This window comes from Mesorhizobium sp. M7A.F.Ca.CA.004.04.2.1 (genome assembly GCF_004022825.1).
Lineage (GTDB): Bacteria > Pseudomonadota > Alphaproteobacteria > Rhizobiales > Rhizobiaceae > Mesorhizobium.
The window spans coordinates 1-3,322 of sequence record NZ_RZPH01000685.1; the positions used below are offsets into that span (position 1 = coordinate 1).

Annotated in this window: 3 protein-coding genes; 2 read left to right on the forward strand and 1 reads right to left on the reverse strand. The window is 63.5% G+C overall.

Annotated elements, in window-relative coordinates; all coding sequences use genetic code 11:
* The first annotated feature begins 431 nt into the window (after positions 1–431).
* Complete coding sequence (locus EN893_RS25185) at positions 432–830, forward strand: SH3 domain-containing protein (RefSeq protein WP_127267983.1); 399 nt, start codon at positions 432–434, stop codon at positions 828–830.
* Positions 831–915: 85 nt separating this feature from the next.
* Here EN893_RS25185 and EN893_RS25190 read toward each other — a convergent pair whose 3' ends face one another.
* The gene (locus EN893_RS25190; RefSeq protein ID WP_127267982.1) at positions 916–2,388 is read right to left on the reverse strand and encodes an MATE family efflux transporter; all 1,473 of its coding nucleotides are present in this window, start codon (positions 2,386–2,388) and stop codon (positions 916–918) included.
* Between the two features lie 170 nt (positions 2,389–2,558).
* Between EN893_RS25190 and EN893_RS25195 the strand changes: the two genes are divergently transcribed.
* On the forward strand, positions 2,559–3,322 hold a 764-nt coding region (locus EN893_RS25195; protein WP_164901088.1), incomplete at its 3' end, for a L,D-transpeptidase.

The window sequence follows — 3,322 nt, forward strand, 5'->3', positions numbered from 1 at the left end:
TGTTGTCCGCCCTGGAGAAACAAGCCGAGTTCGTCGAGAAGCTGCGTATGGCGCTGGAAAAGTTCGGCCATGATTTCTCGATCATCAAGGCCGCGGAACGGCTGGAGGAGCGCTATGCCGACCTTGCCGCATCGGTGGCGGAAAAACTGAAAGCGATGCGCCGTCGGTGAATGCCTCGACCCTGCCTTTGCCCATGGATCCACCTTTGCCCGCGGTGATTGTCGAAAGACAGTAAACGTCAGCGGGTGTTGAAGAGCAATAGGCGGCAACCGGGAAATTCCTCAACCATGTCCAAGAAAAATCCGGCATCAGTCCCGCTGGCCAGAACGGTTACGCCGCCCACCTGTTGACTTTTCTTGGCTTGGCCGCTCCCTCTTGCAGGGCAGTCTTGGCCGAAGCAGATGAACGGCCGGATTCGAATGGAGGGACTGATGAGATTGCGTTTTCTGCTTGTGTTCGCGACCATAATGGCCGCGGTCTTCGGGACGTCCGCCGCAGCCTTCGCTTACAGCGCCCACACCACGACCAATCTTAATGTCCGTAGCGGGCCGGGAGCGGGATATGCCAGGGTCGGAACGCTGCCCGGCGGCTTCAGGGTCAATGTCACCGGCTGCCAGCCGGGCTGGTGCAGAATCCATGGCGGCGGCGTGAGCGGCTGGGCCAGCTCCGGCTATCTCGAACGCTCCCAAATCGTTCGCCCGCCAATCATCATCGTGCGTCCGCCGCATCGGCCGCCACACTGGCACAAGCCGCACCGTCCTCCGCACCATCGGCCGCACAGGCCACGTCCCGGCAAGTGCAAGATCGCGCCCGGCTTCTCCTGCAAATAGGTTCATTTGCGCCGGGTCTGGCGTGACGGGCAGTGCGGCAAATCAATTGCGGCCCTGCCGCCATGTCCATGGCCTGACGGGTACTTCAGCCGTTCGGTGTTTCAGGCGAAAGATGCGCGCGTCCGCGTGGCACGCCAAGACCGGTGTCCGGCGGCTCGCCGGCTGCCGGTCTGTTCTCGATCATGTGCGTGGTGCGCCAGCGGCCGAAACGGTAGTAGGCCGCCGCCAGTACAAGCGAGCTGATCGAACCCACCGGGAAACTCCACCACAGCGCTTCCTCGCCGATCACGCCACGCATGAAATAGGCGAAGCCGGTGCGCACGACCAGCACCGAAATGACCAGGATGATCAACGGCGGCATCACGGCACCCGTGGCTCGTACGGTGGCAAACAGCACGATGGTTATGCCGAACAGAATGAACGACCACGAGGCGACATTGTTAATGTGGACGGCGATGTCGATCGCCGCGCTGTCGCTGCTCAGGAACAGGCTCAGCACCGAACGGTCGAAAACCGACAGCACTGCAACCAGTGCGCCGGTCAGGACCAGGTTGAAGCCGACACCGGAGGCGGCGATGCGGCCGATCCGGTCCCAGCGCCCGGCGCCGACATTTTGCGCCGCCATCGAGGACACCGCGGCGCCGATGGCGAGCGCCGGCATCTGGATATAGGTCCACAGCTGGGCGGCGATGCCGTAGGCGGCGGCGACCTGTGAGCCGTAGGAATTGACGATGCCCATCACCGTCAGTGCCGCCGCCGAAATGACGATCATCTGCAGACCCATCGGCACGCCCTTGACGACGACGATGCGAAGCAAGGTGGGATCGGGCCGCAGCAGGGCGAGGTTGGCGCCGGCCAGCCGCAGCGGATGCCTGCGCACATAGAGCACGATCAGGATGGCGATCACGCTTACCGTCTGGCCGATCAGCGTGGACGTGGCGGAGCCCGCGATGCCGAGTTCGGGAAACGGTCCGATGCCGCGGATGAGCAATTGGTTGAGCACGATGTCGAGGACGACGGCCAGAGCCATGAAGAAGAAGGGCGTGCGTGAATCGCCGGCACCGCGCAGCACGGTCATGACGAAGGACAGAAGGTTCATCATCGGCACGGCGACGAAGATGATGCGCAGATAGGAGCGGGCGAGCGGCAAGGCATCGGCCGGTGTGCCGAGCGTGTTGAGAATGGCGTCGACCCAGATCCAGCCGCAGACCGCGAGGATAACAGAAACGAGGAAGAAGAACGTCGCGCTGGTGCCGACGATGCGGCGCGCCTCGGGCAGGTCGCGGGCACCGACCGACTGGGCCACCAGGATGGTGGCCGCCATGCCGATGCCGAACACGGTGCCGAGGATCAGGAACAGGACGAGGTTGGCGTTGGAGGTGGCGGTCAACGCCGATTCGCCGAGGAAACGGCCGACCCAGACGGCGTTGATCGAACCGTTGAGCGACTGGAGCACGTTGGAGCCGAGCACCGGCAGGGCGAACAGCAGAAGCGTGCGCGGGATCGGGCCGCTGGTCAGGTCGCCGGTGCGCCGGCGCGGGGGATTTTTTTCGTCCATGGCGGGCAGCTCGGCGAAGGTTCGTTTCAAGTCGCGTGCGCGATGATTGCCGATTCAACGGGACAGGTCATGCCGTGATCTAATCATGTTCTCAAAGCTTCCGGAATGGGATATTGATCCTCGATGCGTGGGGCCGCATTCCTACAGTTCTTGGATAAGCCGGGGGGGTCATGTCCGATATTCCGCTATTTTTTGAGCGCCTGAACAGGCGCGCGTTCCTCGGTGCATCCGCCTTGGGTGCCCTGGCTCTTTCGGCGTGCACCACAACAGACATGGCGCCGCCGCCGCCGGTTGCAGCACCGCCGAGCGATCCGGCTTTCGGCGATGCCGCGAGCATGTATGCGGCGCGTGTCGACGAGGGCTATCAACTGCCGGCAATCCCGGTCGCCAAGGTCGATCCGAAGTTCGTGCGCCAGATCGTGACTGACCCGACCGGAGAGAAACCCGGCACGATTGTCGTCGATACGTCTGAGCACTTCCTCTATCTGGTGCGCGACGGCGGCACAGCTATCCGCTATGGCGTCAGCCTTGGCAAAGCCGGTTTCGGATGGACCGGCAGCGCCGTGGTCCAGGCGAGGAAGAAGTGGCCGGTCTGGACGCCGCCACCGGAAATGATCCAGCGCCGGCCGGAATTGGCGAAATACAAGGACGGCATGCCGCCCGGCCCGCAGAGCCCGCTGGGCGCCCGCGCGCTGTATCTGTTCCGCGATGGCAAGGACACGATGTACCGACTGCACGGCACGCCGGAGTGGGATTCCATCGGCAAGAACGCATCGTCGGGCTGTGTGCGCTTCATGAACCAGGACATCATTGACCTTTACAGCCGCGTCAACGGCCCCGCCCAGGTCTTCGTGCGTCCCAACCTGTCGGCTGCCGGCAAGATCATGGCCGTGTCGATCAGAACCGCCTTGCCTATCGACGCGTTCCTTCCGCG

What these genes read in the sequence shown, in the direction of transcription:
- EN893_RS25185 (WP_127267983.1), top strand. Translation starts at nt 432, where the DNA reads ATGAGATTGCGTTTTCTGCTTGTGTTCGCGACCATAATGGCCGCGGTC.
- EN893_RS25190 (WP_127267982.1), bottom strand. Translation starts at nt 2,388, where the DNA reads ATGGACGAAAAAAATCCCCCGCGCCGGCGCACCGGCGACCTGACCAGC.